The following is an 18,882-nucleotide window of genomic DNA, read 5'->3' as shown; positions in this document are numbered from 1 at the left end:
TTAATGATAAACTTATTTAAAATAAGAAAATCAAACCTTCTATACAATTAAAGATATCTAACAAATTTATCACATAAAACTCTAGATTAAGTATACTCTAAAAATGAGAAGAAACTTCTAAAGAATTAAAGAAAAAAACAAAGGTGTTTTACATGACTTTAAAAGAAGCACAAAAGTATTAATTAATAATTAATTTATTATATCAATATCAACTATAATAAACTTCTAAACAAATTATCAAAATCTTTACTTTTTTAAAAATTTAATACTACTAAACAATTAATACTCCTAAATTTTCTGAATTAACAAATATAATTCTTTTAAAGACCTACTCTACTCTTAAGTAAATAACATATTTTAGCTTAAGCTTAATAGCAAAGTAGCTTACAAAGAAATTTCTAGTTACTAAATATTTTTATAAAATAAATTTAGTACAAATCCATTACTTTTCCTAGAATATAATGGCAAATTTCACCAATCTTTTTATTTATAAATAATGCTTTAAACACAAAGCTTTTACCATAGTCACATACAACACATAAAAATATATATAATAATAACCCTATATAAAACTTATCAACGCTAAAAAAAACAATAATAATTATATCCTCTGTATTCTTTCAATTTTGTTTTTTTTACATAACTCCTTAAGCATCTTTAATGTGCTAAAAACATAAGCACTTTAATTTTAAATTAATTAATATAATAAACACTCAATATAATTAGCTGTACTGAACCCTTATTACTATACTTCCTCAATAAAATCACATCTCAAAATATAAGAAACAGTTCTATCTTATTTAGAATCAATACATAAATTTAATGCTATAGCCCTTCTTGTAATATATATTCTTTACATTTAAAAAACTCTTTTCTCATTTTCTTAAATACTAATTTTTAAAATTAATTCAATGTGACAAATACTAAACATATACTATTTTAATAGCTAGTTAAGTCAATATTTCTCACCAACTATAGTATTGAATATTAAATCCTCATCAAAACTCATCCTAGGATACCAAATAGGACCATCTAAATGGATATCAATATAAACTGGACTACGACCTGGGGGAATAAAGAAGAACCTCAATAAAGAAATTAAAGTAAAGTTAGATAAATTCAAATTTGAAGAGACAGATCCTGATGCCTGATCAATTTCAAATTGTATACTAATTGAACATATACCATTTTTAATGCCTATTTTCCCAATCATATTTCCAAAAAATGTACTACCATTATATATACCAACATGAGTAAGTGTAGAAATCCCAGATTTATTTTTACTAGTGAATAAATTAATTATAAAAGAATTAAAGTCCACATTAGTAAACTTTACTCCCTGTGTCTGTAAGTTGACATCTCCTGACAAAGTATTAGCCCAATCATGAAAGCTTTTTCCCCGCGCTCTAATTTCCCCACTCAAATTCATCCTACCACTTAAATTGTAAATCTCCATAATTTGGCCAACCCTTTGAGTATCTAAACCTATAATAAAAAATTTCATATATATTGAACCTGACCTTAAATAACCTTGAAAAGAAACTTTCCCATACTTCAATGCATAATTTACTTCTTTAATAATTAAAGTATTATTTATAATTACCGCATCTAAATTAAAGTCCTTTAAAATATCTTGCCCAGTTTTAAATTCTGTAATATTAATCCTTACATTTGCATCAAAATTTTCTTTACTTTTTAAGTAATTAAACTGTTCCGTTGACCATTGAATTTTATTTATCCTATTTTTTGAATCCCTTTTTACTTCTAGTAAATTTGGTAATTTTAAAATACCACCATCAAATTTATTACCAGAAAAGCTTATATCTAACAAAGGTTTAACATATGCTTGATCCACTGACATCTTGATATCACCTATAACATTAAAATTTTTTCCAGACAATTTCATCCTACTCGTAACAAATTTACTATTTTCTATCTTCAGCAAAAAACCTAAATTTTCAATTTTTGTATTATTTAATATAAAATCATTAACATTGACTTTTATATTTACATTATACTTTAAGTTTTTTAACCATTGTACTTTTAATAAATCACTCACCAGTAAACAATTATATTTATCTATATTGAAATTATGCACATTAAATATACCATCAATCACATTATGCTTTTTTGTATATCTTATTTTAACTGACCCCTGCAAAAATTCTCTATCATTCAATAATTTAATATCTAAAATAGACAATATCCTAGGTGCAAAATGTAACCTTGAATTTATTGTAAATTGACTGCTCTCATTTCCCCTTATTTTTACAAAAGGGAAAAAACACGAAACGAACAATTTAAAATTGTCTCCTTTCACCAATAAATCACCGTCAAATTCAGATAAAACAAAATTACTTCTTGAAACTACTTTTCCTAATAAATGAGCTACATTATTCGTTCCAAAAAACTGAAGAAGCGCATCAATTTCTATTTCACCATCAATAAATTTAAGCATAGCATAAAATTTATCTAACGTTCTGTTTTGATATTGAATGTTTGAAGCTTCGATATTTAAGTCTAGATCTAAATTTTTCGGCACAGTTTTTCTAAAACATTCTAAAAGATCTTTTATGTTCACCGTTCTTTGTGAGTTATCTTGTATAGAATCTAAATTAACTTTACTAAAATTAATACTAACATTAATATGATTATTTTTTCTATTATTTTGTATTACACCACTAGCCTTCATACTTTTAGAATCAATCTCTAAATCAGTTGCTGTGAACTCACTATCATTAAGATTAATATTAGACAATACCTTAATGTTTTCACTAGGAATAACATAAGTAAGAAAACTAAGATTGATAACCTTTGCTAAAGCATCCATAAAATCAGAATTATTACTAATCAATAGAACTAACTTCCCTTGGAGCTTTTCTCGGTTTCTATCGCCAACAAACAGAAATTTTATAAAATTTGACTTAACATTAATATATACACTATTTTGTGTGATATTAATTTTTCCCGAAAAATCATAATTACCATTATCTATCTTTACTTCCCCAGTAAACTGGCCATTCTTTTTAAGAGCAACTTTTTTTATATTAACAAAACCTCTATATTTATCATAGTCACTGCTGAAATTTATCTGGCTATTTTTTATTAGCAAATCAACCTTATTAGCTCTTTTATTTACAACATAAATAAGTTTCTTTATACTACTCTTTACTCCAAATAATGTAATAGATTTTGGCTGCAATGAAAATAAAAACAATGATAAAAAAGAAGGTTTTACTTCAATTCTATTTATACTAATTAAATCTGATAACTTTTGCTTTTCATTACTATTATACTGCACATACACATTATAAATAGTCAACTTTGGAGTAATTAATGTAACCTCGACTTTCCCTCCAATATATATCTTAGCATCATATATATTTTCCAATTTTTGTACGATAAATTCCTTATAGTTATTCCAATCTTTAAAAGCCGTAGCAACGCATAGAAGAATTAATACTAAAAAAATTGATAATACTATATATATGAAAAATCTCATAATTTCATATACTAAAATTAGTCATAAATATCAAAGTACTAAAATAATAACAACACTTAAAACTACCAAAATTATAAAATAAACAATATAATAAATATCTATCAAAAGTAATCTACTAATTAAGAAACTGAAAATGTAAAGAGCTATCAACATAATTAAAGTTGAATAGCAATATTTATACTATTTAATAATAGTACTCTATTAATTTTATACATCCATTTTATTATTAAATAATTAATATTAAAAAAAATTACTAAGTGAAATAGAAGCATGATAACACTTTTTTATAAGTGGCATTTTATCATTACCTTAATAAAGGACTAAGCACTGTAGCAATTTTCAAGATACATTAGTAAAATACATACAGAATTTTTAGATTACCTTAATAATAATTTAAAGATAAAGAAGTAAAGATACCTATTTATAGTAAACACAAGAAAGAAAAAAAAGCGCAGTAATGTAAAACAACTCACTCATTATATAAAAATTAACTATAAATTAACTGTATAAAAAAACATACATTAAATCCCATAAAAAATAATGATAAAACAACATACTACTTTTTTAATTAGCATAAAAAGGTCTTGCATTCTGATTATATATTTTTATACTATTTACTTGTTTTAGGACAAAAGTATTTACTAACTATAACAATCAACCTTTAATACTACTAATTTACTCAACAGATAATATATACATAAAATATTGTATTAAAAAAATTAACTATAAAATATTAATTTTGCTTATCAAGTTACATTTTGTTACAATTAGTGATATCACATTTAAAAATATCTTTGCTTTATTCTCAATTCCCGCCAAAAAATAATTTTAAATTTATATTATAATAATAACATAAATTCCCACTAAAACGACTATAGAAAAGTCATAAATAGTATTCTTATATAGGAAAGCATCTATCTTAAAAATTAATATTAGATAGACTAAAATTTAAAATTATCGATGTAATACAGCTATTGTTGAAGCAAAATAATATGTTTTTTATTCAAAATACATTTCCAATAAATAATACAATTGAAATAAATAACTACATAAGAACTTTTTATAAAATTTGTTTATTAAAAGTAAACTTTTTAATCTTCATCAGGAATAAATATTCAAACCATATAAAAAGAAAAGCTTATATCAGTAGAAATTACTAAAATAATAAACATAAGAAATATTACACTTAAAAATTTTAATGCTTTTTTATTACACATAATTCTTCTAAGATATGACATAAAATAGACAATAATATCATCCAGCAAAAAAAATACCCGAAATAATAGTAAAACGAAATAAAAAAAACATACTTGCAAAATCGTTATACTGATAACAAGCAACCAATATCTTAAAGTTCTTGAAATAGTTATAAAAAAAGCAAAAGTAAGATACTCAAATATTATTTTAATATATTCAAATTGTATTGAGTACAATTAACTAAGACAACAAATATAAAAAAACCATCCTTGATCTTTGAACTTTAGAAAATGACTTTCATCTGGCTCTTATAAAATAAGCCAAGCAACAAGCTGAATAAAAAAAATAGGCGAATATAATAATAAACTATTATACTTATCAAAAGTCATGTCCATATACTAAATGTAAAATTTAAAAGCTCTCAATAAGCAAGAGCAACCATTTTATTTTAATCTGAGTCAATTTCAAAAGTAACGACAAAAAATTAAGTAAAGATACAAAAAAAAGTACAGAGCATCTTAAATATTGTTATTAACTCATGAAGCTTTAGTAGAACTAAAGTATATTAAAAATAAAGAAATAATTAAACATAAAAGTAAAAAAAACTTATAGAAGTATAAGTAATCGTAACCAAGTAAAAATATAATCTGCAATAAACACTATATATAATCTATTTAATACATAAAAAAAATACAAGATTTTATATAAAGAACCTCACCACTAATAACCGATATTAAACAATACTAATAAACACATAAATTAATTTTCTCAAAACAAAAAAGTTTAAGCCATTTAATTTTACTTAAATAAGCTATCAAAACCACTAATTAATAATACTTGTCTTTTACAAAAATACAAGAAAAGTTAATCATAACACCAATAAACATGAATACTAAATTTAGTAAAAAATTACAATTTTAATATAACAAATATTATAATACAGTTCAAAATATTAAAGAGCCTATTTAAATAGCAATTGACTTTTTTTTACTAATGTCTTAGAGTTTTTAAGACTTTTGTACTATTACTATAAGTAAAAATATGGCGAGTGTAGCTCAGTTGGTAGAGTGTCAGTTTGTGGTACTGAATGTCGCCAGTTCGATCCTGGTCGCTCGCCCAATAAAATTTCTTTCTTAATTAAGAAAATATTCGTATCCTTTTAATATATTTTTTTAAATTATTTACAAATTAATTTCAATTTTCTTATTAATTTTTAAATTATATAGCACAATTTTACAAAATATTATTGAGTAATTAAGCTAATAAAAGCTGTATTATCTCTCCGCAGTATTAAGTATATATTTCTTGCTATTTTCTCTACTATCAAAGTAATCTCATCAAGATTCGAAAATTTAGACAATACATAATTTGCTAAACCTTTTTTATCATTAGGTCTACCTATTCCAAACCTCAAACGCCAATAATTATTACTAATAAGACTATCAACTGATTTCAGGCCATTATGTCCAGAAGAACTGCCACCTTTCTTTATTTTTACTTGCCCAAATTTTAAGTCAGCATCATCATGTATAACAATAATATTATCTAATGATAACCTATAAAAATTTTGTATCCTTGCAACAGGAATGCCTGAATTATTCATAAATGAGTAAGGTTTTAGCAAAATAATTTTATTTTCATTAATTACTCCGGAAGTTACTAAATAATCAGCTTCCCTAAAAAATGGATAGAAATTCCAATACCTACAAATTGCGTCAGCAACAAGAAAACCAACATTATGGTAAGTCAGTTTGTACTGATTACCTGGATTACCAAGTCCAACTACTAAATAACTATCCCTCTGTTTCTGTTTTTGATTCTTCAATACCACTATCGACAGCAGAAATTGTGACAATAGCAAAATTTTCCTCTTCATGGGCTGCAAGCCTCACACCCTCAGGTAACTTTACATCACTTATATGTATAGACTGACCAATCATTTTATCAGACAAATCAACTTCTATAGCTCGAGGTATTTTATCTAAAGAACTTTTAATAGTAATAGAACGACATAAAATATTAAGCACTCCACCTAATTTAATTCCCGGAGATTTACTTTCATTTATAAATAATAATGGTACATCTATTTTGACTTCACCACCTTTATCAACAAACTGAAAATCAACATGTTGCACAGTATCCTTCACCACATGCCATTGAATATCACGAATGAGAGCATACTCTTCTTTACCTGAAATATTTAATTTTATCACGTGTGCAGAAAAAGACCTCAATTTATATTGTTTAGTAAACTCCTTCATAGATAATACTAAATTTATAGTAGCATGCCCTTTACCATATATAACTGCAGGTATATATCCCTTCTTTCTTAAAGAATGCATCGCCTTTGTTTTTGTTACATCACGTAGTTCTGCATTAACTGTTACCATTTTTTGATGGACCACACCCACCTTATTACTCCTTAAGTCAATTCTTTTAAATACAATACAATTTAATGATAATATAACATAAAATAGTCATTTTAAATCTCCTATTCTCAACCATAAAAAGTTTACAAAATATACTTTATCATCATATATGATATATATCATTAACTATCGCATCAAGAAAATATAAAGATAAAGATATTTAACTCTATTCTCATAGTACTTTTGATACTTATCACTATATGAAAGATTCATAAATATAGGAAAAAATAAAATCTTAATCACAGCACTATTATTATAATTATGAATTAAAAAAAATATTAAAAAATTTAAAAAAGCATCTTCATAAATTATATAAATAATTTAAGAAAAACACTTTTATCAAAAGATAGTACTACTTACTTATCTAAACTTATTGATACAATACGAATAAAAAAAATTTTTCACTGATATGAATTTAATACTATAAGAGCAATTCGTCGAAAAATGACAAAATTTTATAAAGAACACCATGACTAAGTATAAACAAGTAAAATAATACTTGATAAACTTTAATAAATAAAATGAAACAACAACTATTATCATAAATTAGCTCATCTTAAAAAGATCTCTAGGGTAAGTAACAAAAAGAAAATATATTTCTAAAATAAAAGCAAGATTTAAAAAAAGCTAAATTAATTAAAGAGAATACATTATTAATTAAGAGTAAAAAAATGCCAACAAATCGACTTCATGTCTATTATTTGAGAATGAGAATCTAATGAATCAAAATATAAGCACTAGAAAAAGCTAAAAAGCCCCTTAATGCTGAGCAATTTGAAAAGGTATTTAGTAGTACGCTTAGATAAAAGCAATATAGAACCAACTAAACTTATGCAAGATTATAACAGTCTACAAAAAAAAGTGAAAATACTTACAAAAACAGCAGTAAACCAAAAAGAGATAATGCTAATTTGCTGTATATTACATTGCTACTTTAATATTAATAGAGCATAAGCTTCATGAGCTTCTGTATTTACAGGGAATCAAGAGCAAAAAATGGAAACAAAGCAGCTCATCCAAAATGTATTAATTGTAAAATGATTGATTTCATAAACCGGATCCGAAAACAAAACTTAATATGGATATCAGCAGTATTGAAAAACTACTGAAAAGTCGAGACTTAATATAATAATAAATACATGACATTTCTCTTAAGTAAAGTGTTACACGCTGTTAACAGCTTGTACCTTAACAAAAAATCTTCAATTAAGATTACTTTTTTTTATTTTCTTAACCATTTGTCTTCTTCTTGTTATCACAAGTCTTTTTTTTGGCACATCTTTAACTATAATACTACCTGCTGCAATCACAGATTCATCATGAATATTAAGCGGCGCAATTAATGAACTATTTGCACCAACAAAACAATTGTTTCCGATACTTGTTTTATATTTTTTCCTTCCATCATAGTTACAAACAACAGCACCAGCACCTATATTACTTTTCATACCTATTTTAGTATCTCCTATATAACTTAAGTGCTTTATCCTAGTACTTGAACCTATATCACTTGCCTTTGTCTCGACAAAGTTTCCTATGATTACATTATCACCAATCGATGTATATCCACATTTGGTAAATGGACCTATTTTAGCACCAGAGCCTATTTTCACACCAGGACCAAAAAAAACATATGGATAAATAATTGAATTAACACCAATTTGTGTGTCAAAAGAGAAAAAAACAGTCTCTGGAGCAACAAGAGTTATTCCTGAATTAGTAAAAAATTTTCTTTGACTTTCCTGAAAGTAAAACTCAGCTTTTGTGAGGTCATTTCTATCATTTATACCAGTCGCCTCTTCTTCATCAGTAATAACATAACCAACGTTTAAATTACTCTTTACTGCAATAGAAACTATATCTGTCAAATAATATTCATGGGTTAATCGATCACATTCGATTCTTTCTACTAAATTACGCAAATCTTTTGCCTGTGCAACCATTATTCCAGAATTTGCAAGAAATTCTTCACTACTACTTCTGCTATTTTGTGCTTCTGCAATCCTTTTTAAGAAGCCATTCTCAATAACCAACTTACCATATCCCTTACAGCTAGTTTTAAAACCAAGACAAACCAAAGCTTTACCTTCTAATAAACAACTAACCATTTTAGTTATTGTGCTACTCTTTATAAGTGGAGTATCTCCATACTGTACAATAACTATACCTGAGTCAGGTAACTCTCTTAAATTTCTCATTGCAGTTTTAACTGCATCTCCTGTCCCTAGTGTCAATTCTTGTATAATTAACTTTACATTCTCAAAATGTTCCAATTTTTCAATCAAAGGCAAATCAACCACAATAGCTATATTTATAGGACTTAATTGTTTTGCGTTATAAACTATATGCTTGAGCATGGAAAAATTACCTATCTTATGTAATACCTTAGGTAAATTTGAATTCATTCGCTTACCATGCCCAGCAGCAAGTATAACAAATGTATAAGCTCTATTCTTCACTTTACCTTAAGGATAAAAAATGAAAACCATAATGGTTAAGCCAATGAATTTTATTAGTATAAAAGCTTCTTAAGTCACCAATTTGATATTTTAGCATCGCAAGCCTCTCTATACCAATGCCAAACGCAAAACCACTATATTGAGTATGGTTTATTCCAACATTTTGAAAAACGTTTGGATGTACCATACCACACCCAAGCACTTCAATCCATTTACTATCCTTATAACTTACATCCACTTCTGCAGAAGGCTCAGTAAAAGGAAAAAAACTATTACGAAAACGTATCTTTAGCTCTTTATCCCCAAAAAATTTATTGAGAAAGTAATGAATAGTAAATTTTAGCTGTCCCATATTGATATTTTCATTCACATATAGCCCTTCAATCTGATGAAACATTGGAGTATGAGTTGCATCCAAGTCATTCCTATATACCCTACCTGCAGCAACTATTTTAATTGGAAAAGTTTTCGCTTTTTCCATAACTCTAACCTGCACAGATGAAGTATGAGTACGTAATAGCATCCTTTTATTATCTATTTTACTTTTTAAGTAAAAAGTATCTTGCTCCTCACGTGCAGGATGATAGCTCGGAGTGTTCAACGCATCAAATACATAAAACTCATCCTCAATTTCTGGACCATTTACTGCCTTAAAACCCATATGTGCAAAAATGAACTTTGCTTCATTTATAATCTTACTGATTGGATGAACTTTACCAATCCTTTCCGGCCTAATGGGTAATGTAATATCAACTACTTCACTCTGCAGTTTAAAGTTAACTCCCTCAGTTTTTAGCATATTTTCCTTATTTATTATAAGCTGATCTAGCTTATCCCGCAAAACGTTGATAATCTTACCTAAATTACGCTTTTTTCTTATATCCTCCACCTTTTTTAAACTATTAAAATACGCTCGAACTATACCCCTCTTTCCTAAATATAATAACCTAACTTTCTCTAAATTCTCTAAAGAAGAAGCACTTTCAATCTCTAACATAGCTTTATTTTGAAATGAAAGTATCTCATTTATTAGCCCTTTATACATTATAGAAACACTAGTTTGAACTTAATTATAACAAAATCACAAATAACATCAATAACCTCTACCCCAACCTCCAAATTACTAATCTGCAACTAATTATAGCTTATTTATCTCATCCTAACACACTGACCACATTAACTATACATAAATATAAACTCAAGAAGAATATATAAAGCAAGGTACTTACCAAAATCCCTTCAAAGAAGGATATAAATATAATAAAATATTCCCTAACGAAAAAGAGAATCAATATATACTATTAACTAAAAAAATCTTACAAAAAAGAGATATTGCTTCCATTTCATCATAGCAAAAATACTAGTAATAGAAATGTAAATGTATCTTAGTATAAGACTATCTTGAATAACTCTCTAACTAACTTTTTTAAAATCTATCTATTAAAAAAAAAGTTTACAATAATACAAATAAATTAACAAAAAATTAGCAATTTATATTAAAAGCATTAAAACTATAATTAAGGAGTTATTAATAATACTTTACTTCCTATCTCATTTTCAATAGAAGGATATTAATTACACCCATATACAAAACATTGAAAAACCTAACCCTTCACAATTTATAGTAATTAAGTGTCCCTAAATTAAAAACAAAAATATTACAATAAATAAAAAACAACGAATATAATGTAACTCAAAAAAAAGACTCCATAAATAAACAAGTTACATTATCCATATTAATTTTTTCTTTTATTTAATCAAATATAAAAATAAGCTATACATATATCCAAAATTATTATAGTAATATGCAAAAAAAAACTAAATAATTTTAGACTCACTAAAAATTGCTTAAGTAAAAAATATTCATGCTACTCTTTCAATACCACTAGTCAACTAAAGACTATATTCTCCTTAAAAAGACTTATTATTTTACCCAATCTTACACATCCTCTCTAATCAATATTAGAAAACATGAAAAATACCTCACTAACTATAGAAGGGAAAAATATCATTTTAACAGTGTAATCAATCTAATTACACTACATGAAGAGTCTTAACTTAACTCATTTATACCTAATATAAATTAGAATTTACTAAACAGCTAATAAGTAAAATAAACTTCTTTCCCCAGAAGATAAGAAACAGGTTGTTTTAAAAAATTTTATATAATAAAATAATTTTGTTTTACTAATATATGTTTACAGGAGTCATTACAAGCATTGGAACTATAATTGATACTATTGTCTATTCCAACTCTGATCAAATCTTCTACATTAAAACACAAAATTTACCCTCTATTATACATGCAGGAGATTCAATATCCTGCTCTGGTATATGTTTTACTGCTATCAATATCATTGATGATACATTCACAATTCGAGCATCTCAAGAAACCATAAAAATTTCTAATTTAAATACATGGAAAGTAGGAAAAAAAATAAATCTAGAGCAAGCAATGAGATTAAGTGATAGAATTGATGGCCACTTAGTTCAAGGTCATGTGGATAAAACAGCACAAATTTTAGCAATTAATAAAAACTTAGACTCTCACGAAATCAAATTATCATGTCCAAAAGAATTAATTAAATTCATTGCAAAAAAAGGATCCATAACCCTAGATGGAGTTTCTCTTACAGTAAATTCAATTATTAACCAGGAATTTACAGTAAACATCATCCTCTATACATGGCAAAATACAACTTTCCAGTTTAATAAAGTAAATGATCATTTAAATTTAGAAATTGACATAATTGCCAGATATTTGGATCAACTGATACAGTATAAATATAATTAATTTTACAATTTTATTATTACAATTATTCTATTCTAGTATTAATAAATACATATATGCTTTTTGATTGCCTAATTATCTTTATCATTACTTTATGTGTCACAATCTCAATAATCAGAGGCTTTATCAAAGAATTATGTGCATTAATATTTTTGTTTTTATCAATTTTTTTAACAACCAATTATCATGACTTTTTTGCTATAAACTATAGTAAATACTTTAACTCTAAAACCATACAAAACATACTTTCTACAATTTCTGTATTTACTATACTTAATTTCATATTCATGATAGTAAATAATTGGCTAATGTATATATTATTACCTATAAGATTGGGTTTAATTGATAGAATTACTGGAATTTGTATTGGAACTCTTAAAGGAATATTACTTTCTCATATATTATTCTCCGCAATATATTTATATTGTTATATAATATCTGATAAAAAAGAGGAACAATCTAAAACAGAAATAGAAGAAGTATTACCTAATTGGATAATAAATTCACACTCTTATCAAACCTTGTTTATAACAATAGAAAATATAGTTGATATGTATACATCAGAGTCGTTGATACTAAAAATCAAAGAAATTGGAAAAAAAATGACAGATTAATAAAGTCATATGACAATAAAAAAGAGAAAAGCATAATTTTACCATAAAATAATAATCTAATCTTCTTTTCTCTTTTAGCAGCATATTAACTTTCTATTCATTAAGAACTGTTCCATTATGAGTTAAATTAAAAATTTTGTAGAATATTAATGTGAAAGATATCTTTAAAAGATGGAAATTATTATAGAAAATAGCAAAACAAAATTTGAATACTTTATTTTAGAAGAACTTGAAGCAGGTATAGTCTTACTAAGTAGTGAAGTTAAATCATTAAGAAAAAAAAAAGTCAACATTTCTAACGCTTATGTTATTGGAAAAAATGACGAAATATGGCTACACAATATGTATATTGCGGAATATAATAAAGCCATAAACCAAAAAAATCATGAACCAAAAAGAGAACGTAAACTGCTTCTACATAAAAAAGAGGTAAAAAAATTAATTAAGCAAATTAAAACCACCGGAACAACTATTGTGCCACTTTCAATTTATTTCAATAACAAAGGATTAATAAAAACTAAAATTGCTATTGTAAAAGGAAAAAAACTTTACGACAAAAGAGCAATAATAAAACAGAGAGAGTGGAATCGTGAAAAAAGTAGATTATTTTTAAGTAAATTAAAACAAATATGTCCTTAAATCCAGTAATTTTTAAAATTGGTTCTGTTGCTATATATTGGTATTCTCTAGCATATATTTTTGGTATCATGTTTACATACTGGTACTTATATAAGTTAGACAAGCACAAGATATTTATCAAAAATTTTTATGACTCATTATTAACAGCTACCATTATAGGTATCATTTTTGGAGGTAGGCTTGGCTACGTATTGATATATGATCTAAGTTACTATACAAACAACCCTATTGAAATATTTAAAACCTGGAAAGGAGGTATGTCCTTTCATGGTGGTGCCGTAGGAGTTTTTTTTGCAGTAATCATTTCATGTAAAAAATATAAAATTCCAATACTCTATACACTAGATCTAATCTCCTGTGGAGTTCCCATAGGTTTACTTTTAGGTCGCATAGGTAATCTTATAAATGGAGAGTTATTTGGTAGAGTCACAACCACACCGTGGGGTATAGTATTTTCAAAAGATAGCGATAATCTACCACGTCACCCAAGTCAACTTTATGAAGCCCTCCTTGAAGGACTACTGCTTTTTATAGTTATAAACCTATTATTTTTTCTAACTAAAATAAGATTATATCAGGGTGTATTAACCAGCATTGCAGTTATATGGTACGGAATAGCACGTTTCATAGTTGAATTTTTCCGCGAACCAGATTATCAAATAGGCTATTTATGGCTTGGTTTAACTATGGGACAACTACTTTCAGCACCCATGATTTTGTTAGGAACAATAATGCTTTGGAGTACACTAAATCTCAAAATAAATGTAACTAAAGGAAAAAAATAGATTTGATTTAAAAGTTCTGTCTACATTAAGATAAAGCTGAAGCTCAATTATTCTTAAAATAATATATTATTAAATAATAAAAAGATTTTTTATCAAAACTATCAATGTTACTTTACTAAAAAACTAAAAACAGCTTGAAAAATAGCAGTAAATTTCTTCTAAGAAATTATTGATTTACAAAAATATAGCTATATTAATTACATTACCTATCAATCCTATAAAAAAACAATCATACTAATACTAATATTTTCAACATTACTCTTCCTAGATGAAGATAATTCAATATATTACCATACTTTCTCATAAAGAAAATATTCTTAAAATGAAATATTCATAAATTAATATTTCATCCTAGCTTATGAATTCTGGCTTTAATTCTTTTAAACTTAAGTTATTGAATAAAATAAACTATTACAATCTGGCCCTGGCTTTAAAATTACAAACATTTTTTAATTCATGTTTGCTTTATTTTTAATAGAGTGGTTTATTGTTTTTTTTCTTAAAAATATGATAAAATAAGTAAAGAAATAAAAAAGAGAAGTTAAAAAATGATCCTAGTTTAAAGCAAAGATTTAAAGTAAATAGAAAATAAGAAGATCACGAAATAATTAAATAAAAATTTAACGTCTCTCTAGAAACTAGCTTTTAAAGTAATATTGTTTATAGTCTTGATCAACACTATTAATTAATAATAATTCTCTAAAATAGAAAACTCATAGTTTTTTTTAGAGTACTATTAATCATCAGTAAAAGAAGAAACATTTTTAGTGATTTAAGATGTTTTTTTAATTATTTTTATAGCAATGAACACCGTTTTCAAACAAGTAATCAAAAAAAATTATTTATGTATAATAAGATTGGTAGTTATCATTATTTAGTATAGAAAACTTAAAGATAAAAAGTCAATCAGATTTAGAAATAGATAAAATACACTAAATGCAAGCACAACCAATAGTAATTTTATTTTATTAGTGATTATATTTCAAATAAAATAGTAATAAAAATATAAAACTGCAAAAAAAAATCTAACTTTATTTATGCTTTAGACAGTATTCATATATGATATGTACCTAAAAGATAAAATATCATAAATTAAATCTAATTTATAAAGATATGAAACTCCAATCAAAAATTTTAAGAAAAATAAATAATACTATCCTTGATATATATTATTATAATACCTAACAATTGCAACGAACCTTTTCAATGATAAAATATAATCGGTATACAATTTAAATATCATGAGCAGTTTTTTATTTATAGTACTAATATTCTTTTACAGCGGTAATACTTTTGCAAAACAAGAACCACGTTCAATAGCTGCAGACAATCATATAAAAGTAATAAATTATAATCCACAAGCTATACATAAGTATACAGGTTTCTATGGTTATCAGTCGAGCATATTATTTGAACCAGGTGAAACAATACAAAACCTTTCTATGGGTGATCCAACTGGTTGGCAACTTATTGCTCAAGATAATAGGCTATTCATTAAGCCTGTAGACGATATTGCTGATACTAATGCAACAATTATTACTAATAAAAGAGTCTATTATTTTGAATTTCATGCTGAGGAAGCAACTGGATTAGATGATCCAAGATTGGCATATGAAGTAAGATTCCTTTACCCATTATTTAACAGTGATGAAATTTATACAACCTATGATGGTAATATACTCGAGCAAATTAGCCCCATCACTATTCCTGATATAAATGATATTGAAGTTGTCAAAAAAGGTTTAAACTTTGATTATTCCATCTCTCATATTAAAGGAAGTGAATCAATAGTACCAACCAAGGTCTTTGATGACGGGAAATTTACGTATTTGCAGTTTGATAAAAATAATTCTGATTTTCCAGCAGTTTTTATAGTTGATCTTGCAGGACATGAGTCTTTAATAAATTTTCGTACAGTGAATGATTACCTTATACTTGAAAAAGTAGGCTCTGTATTTACCTTAAGAAACGGGTCAAGCACAGTTTGCTTATTTAATGAAAATATGCCCCTTAAAAAGAGAAATGATTAGTATAACCTAATTAAAAATAAATGATGATCTCATCCATCTTCTGATTGATAGCATAAGTGTTTACATTGCAATTAAATAATAAAAAATAACCGTAAACTATATAATGTAAAATAAAAATAATTTATATCTATAACTGTTATATCCTAAAGGCACTACCTATCAATCTCACCAAAAACTATATCGAGTGAACCAATAATCGCTGTAATATCAGAGAGCATATGACCTTTTGCCATAAAATTTAAAGCTTGTAAATGTGCAAAACCAGGTGCTCTTATTCTACATCTATATGGTTGGTTAGTGCCATCTGAAACTATGTATACTCCAAATTCACCTTTTGGTGCTTCAACAGCTACATAAGCTTCACCTTCTGGTACATGGTATCCTTCCGAATAAAGCTTAAAATGGTGAATTAGCGCTTCCATAGATTTTTTCATTTCTGCTCTTGGTGGTGGAGAAATTTTTTTATCTTCAGTTTTTACCGGTCCTTCAGGCATTCTTTCTATACATTGCTTCACTAAGCTAATGGATTGCCTAATTTCTTCCATTCTTACTAAATAACGATCATAACAGTCACCACTTTGACCAATAGGTATATCAAAATCTAATTGGTCATATATCTCATATGGTTGACTTTTTCGTAAATCCCAAGCAAGCCCAGCTGCACGTAACATTGGACCACTAAAACCCCAATCAAGAACTTGCTTTATTGACATCTCACTAATTCCCACAGTACGTTGTTTCCATATCCTATTTTCTGTTAAAAGCTCATCAATATCATCTATATATTTTGGAAATTGCTCTATAAACTCTGCAATATCTTCAATTAAACCTTCTGGAATATCTGCTGCAACTCCCCCTGGTCTGATATAAGCTGCATGAAACCTTGCTCCTGAAGCTCTTTCATAAAACTCTAGTATCTTTTCTCTCTCTTCAAAAAGCCACAAAAGAGGAGTCATTGCCCCAACATCAAGTGCTTGAGAAGAAATATTAAGTAAATGATTAAGTATCCGTGTCAATTCACAAAATAGAACACGCAAATATTTTGCCCTAACTGGAATTTCACACTGCAGTAATTTCTCTACACACAAAGAATATGCATGCTCTTGTGACATTGGTGACACATAATCAAGACGATCAAAATAAGGTAAGGCTTGAAGATAAGTTTTATGTTCTATTAATTTTTCAGTACCACGATGTAAGAGACCAATATGAGGATCAGCTCTTTCAATCACTTCGCCACTCATTTCTAAAACAAGACGTAATACTCCATGTGCAGCTGGGTGCTGAGGTCCAAAATTTAACATCATTGTTTTTAAATTAGGCATGTCTAGTAATTCAAAATATTAAAATTATATAGGCAAAAGTGTACTAAAAGTCAATAAACCTTATATACAACAATTTTGCACATATTAAACATGTAGAACAAAAAAATTACTTAATAGATTTATTATTTTCTTATCAAAAGACTAAGACAATCAATATTTTCAATCTTTATAAATTAAATAATGAAAGTACCATGTAGATAGTATCTTATTGTTCAATTTTTATACTATATATACCATTTTTATAAATTTTATTACCTTTCTGTCTTTAATTACTTATATGGATAAAAATATATTTATAAAATACTTAAAACATTATTAAGACACTGACCTTTTAAATAGAGGTATTATTCCTTTTTTTATTACTGTTAAATATAATGCACATATTATACATTCACCAAGATTTAAAGTACTTTTTTAATATTCTTATAAAGAATCTCTGACTTATATTGATATTTTTTTTACCTGTAATAAATGTTCTTTTACAATCAGAAAATTATACCTAATACTATATCAATAAACACGTTAACACTAAGTAAATACTATTCAGCACCATCAAAATTATTCATATATATTTCCAAAACAAGATTTAAAACTTGATTAATATTTATATCAAATAGTTATTTTTTAAAAAACTCATTTCTTATACATTTAAAGACCCTTTTTACAATTTCTTACCCATTTCTCCCTTCAAGTTAAAGAGATCAAAACAGAACTATCAACTCTATATTTTTTAAACAAAATAATTTCTGCTTCATACTTAAAACTTAATGTTAATCACTTACTATTATCTTTATATAAGATAGTTCTTATCAAAGAATTTGTTACACTTTACTTCTAATTATATTTTTTACTATAAGTTAATTATATATAGGAACTGCTTTAATGAATACTTTTTATATCTGAAGTTACTGTAATATCCTTATTATCTATAACTTTCCTTTGAACTATAGTACACAAACTAGTAATGCTTCATTTCTATAACTAAAGAAGTAAAATTTTCTAATACGAAAACAAATTAACTTTTATTACTTAAGAATATAGTTATGTGTTTATTCATTTTTCAAAATACTTTCTAATTATCCATATTAAATATCTTTACTGAGATATTAAC

General features: G+C 26.1%; 11 protein-coding genes and 1 tRNA gene. 6 read left to right on the top strand and 6 right to left on the bottom strand.

Features of this window, described 5'->3' with window-relative positions:
- Nucleotides 1-955 precede the first annotated feature (955 nt).
- Entirely contained in the window at nucleotides 956-3,502 is a 2,547-nt protein-coding gene (locus tag GOY14_RS00750) for an AsmA family protein (RefSeq protein ID WP_175809359.1), read from the bottom strand.
- A 2,241-nt stretch (nucleotides 3,503-5,743) separates the two neighbouring features.
- Here GOY14_RS00750 and GOY14_RS00745 point away from each other — a divergent pair.
- Nucleotides 5,744-5,816 (top strand) — tRNA-His (locus GOY14_RS00745).
- A gap of 126 nt (nucleotides 5,817-5,942) precedes the next feature.
- Here the strand turns inward: GOY14_RS00745 and pth are convergent.
- From pth to pheS, 4 genes are all read right to left on the bottom strand, one after another.
- Nucleotides 5,943-6,530, bottom strand: coding sequence for an aminoacyl-tRNA hydrolase (gene pth / locus GOY14_RS00740; RefSeq protein WP_255419697.1), 588 nt, complete (start codon nucleotides 6,528-6,530; stop codon nucleotides 5,943-5,945).
- Complete coding sequence (locus GOY14_RS00735; protein WP_175809355.1) at nucleotides 6,493-7,104, bottom strand: 50S ribosomal protein L25/general stress protein Ctc; 612 nt, start codon at nucleotides 7,102-7,104, stop codon at nucleotides 6,493-6,495. The genes pth and GOY14_RS00735 overlap by 38 nt, the downstream gene beginning before the upstream one ends.
- 1,226 nt (nucleotides 7,105-8,330) lie before the next feature.
- Nucleotides 8,331-9,587 carry an NTP transferase domain-containing protein gene (locus GOY14_RS00730; protein WP_175809353.1) on the bottom strand — a complete coding sequence of 419 codons (1,257 nt, stop codon included), beginning with the start codon at nucleotides 9,585-9,587 and terminating at the stop codon, nucleotides 8,331-8,333.
- 1 nt (nucleotide 9,588) lies between these two features.
- Nucleotides 9,589-10,632: a phenylalanine--tRNA ligase subunit alpha gene (pheS, locus tag GOY14_RS00725; protein WP_175809351.1), complete on the bottom strand. Its 1,044-nt coding sequence runs from the start codon at nucleotides 10,630-10,632 to the stop codon at nucleotides 9,589-9,591.
- A 1,149-nt stretch (nucleotides 10,633-11,781) separates the two neighbouring features.
- Here pheS and GOY14_RS00720 point away from each other — a divergent pair.
- The 5 genes from GOY14_RS00720 (at nucleotide 11,782) to GOY14_RS00700 (ending at nucleotide 16,446) form a co-directional block, all read left to right on the top strand.
- Nucleotides 11,782-12,381, top strand: a complete 600-nt coding sequence (locus GOY14_RS00720; protein ID WP_175809349.1) for a riboflavin synthase — start codon at nucleotides 11,782-11,784, stop codon at nucleotides 12,379-12,381.
- Nucleotides 12,382-12,434: 53 nt separating this feature from the next.
- Nucleotides 12,435-12,992, top strand: coding sequence for a CvpA family protein (locus GOY14_RS00715; RefSeq protein ID WP_175809347.1), 558 nt, complete (start codon nucleotides 12,435-12,437; stop codon nucleotides 12,990-12,992).
- Between the two features lie 171 nt (nucleotides 12,993-13,163).
- Nucleotides 13,164-13,631 (top strand): SsrA-binding protein SmpB, encoded by a 468-nt coding sequence (gene smpB / locus GOY14_RS00710; protein WP_175809345.1) that lies wholly within the window; start codon nucleotides 13,164-13,166, stop codon nucleotides 13,629-13,631.
- Nucleotides 13,622-14,416, top strand: a complete 795-nt coding sequence (gene lgt, locus GOY14_RS00705; RefSeq protein ID WP_175809343.1) for a prolipoprotein diacylglyceryl transferase — start codon at nucleotides 13,622-13,624, stop codon at nucleotides 14,414-14,416. The genes smpB and lgt overlap by 10 nt, the downstream gene beginning before the upstream one ends.
- 1,241 nt (nucleotides 14,417-15,657) lie before the next feature.
- Nucleotides 15,658-16,446 (top strand): TrbG/VirB9 family P-type conjugative transfer protein, encoded by a 789-nt coding sequence (locus GOY14_RS00700; RefSeq protein WP_175809341.1) that lies wholly within the window; start codon nucleotides 15,658-15,660, stop codon nucleotides 16,444-16,446.
- A gap of 152 nt (nucleotides 16,447-16,598) precedes the next feature.
- Here the strand turns inward: GOY14_RS00700 and GOY14_RS00695 are convergent, their stop codons facing one another.
- Complete coding sequence (locus tag GOY14_RS00695; RefSeq protein ID WP_175809339.1) at nucleotides 16,599-17,771, bottom strand: NADH-quinone oxidoreductase subunit D; 1,173 nt, start codon at nucleotides 17,769-17,771, stop codon at nucleotides 16,599-16,601.
- Nucleotides 17,772-18,882 lie beyond the last annotated feature (1,111 nt).

It is taken from the genome of Wolbachia endosymbiont of Dipetalonema caudispina, from assembly GCF_013365495.1.
Classification (GTDB): domain Bacteria; phylum Pseudomonadota; class Alphaproteobacteria; order Rickettsiales; family Anaplasmataceae; genus Wolbachia.
Note: the sequence above shows the minus strand (reverse complement) of the source record. Positions and strands in the feature narration are given on the sequence as shown.